We start from the raw sequence: 711 nt of genomic DNA, 5'->3' as shown, positions 1-711 counted from the left end.
TGCGTAACGGAGCGGTTACCGTTCGTGATGCGGCCAAGGCAACCACCTTGCGTCGGCGCCGTTGAGGGCGATGGGGTCGATCGTCTTTTCCCGAATATGCAGGATTGCGTTGACCGTGGCCGTCACGGCCTTGCTGGTGATGCCGGTCGAGGCGAGACATCGCCATCGGCATCATAAGCCCCCGACGCCGCGGGTCGAGCAGCCGCTGACACCACGAGCCGACCAGCCCCTGAAACCAAGGGGCGGAAAGCGTTTGAAACCACGGCGCCACCGGCAGGTCACGCCAAAGCAGACACAGCAGAAAACGCAGACATCGCTGCCCTCGCCTGCCGATGTTCCCGTGCCCGAACCCGGCACTCCGATAACCCAACCCGGCATTCCGGTGCCCGAACCACGCCCGGCGGACGCACCAAAGGCTGAAGCTGCAAAGACCGAGGAGCAAAAGCGCGTAGGGCCGAAGGCCGCGGAAGCGCCCGACCGTTTCAAGGAAGAAAAATCCCACCAGGAAAAGCAGGCACGTCCCGAGCCATTGGCTCCGGAGCCATCAACCGGGGAAAACGAGCCGGAGCCGCCGGACGTCGCGCCAACGCCGACACAAAAGCCTGACATTGCAGAACCCGAGGCCCAGCCGCCAACCGTCGCCCCGCAGCCACCGCAAAAGCCGGCCGACGCGGACGAGAAGAAGATGCTGCCCGATCCGCGCTCGGCCGA

At 65.1% G+C, this 711-nt stretch carries 1 pseudogene; it reads left to right on the top strand.

Going from position 1 to position 711, the window contains the following annotated elements:
- Positions 1-70: 70 nt before the first annotated feature.
- Positions 71-711 (top strand): annotated as a pseudogene (locus EN884_RS37705) (extensin family protein); the annotation flags it as partial.

Origin of the sequence: Mesorhizobium sp. M7A.F.Ca.AU.001.01.1.1 (assembly GCF_004022735.1) — a bacterium.
GTDB classification, from domain to species: Bacteria; Pseudomonadota; Alphaproteobacteria; order Rhizobiales; family Rhizobiaceae; genus Mesorhizobium; species Mesorhizobium ciceri.
The sequence above is the reverse complement of the archived record's forward strand: the minus strand, read 5'-3'. Positions and strand labels throughout refer to the sequence as shown.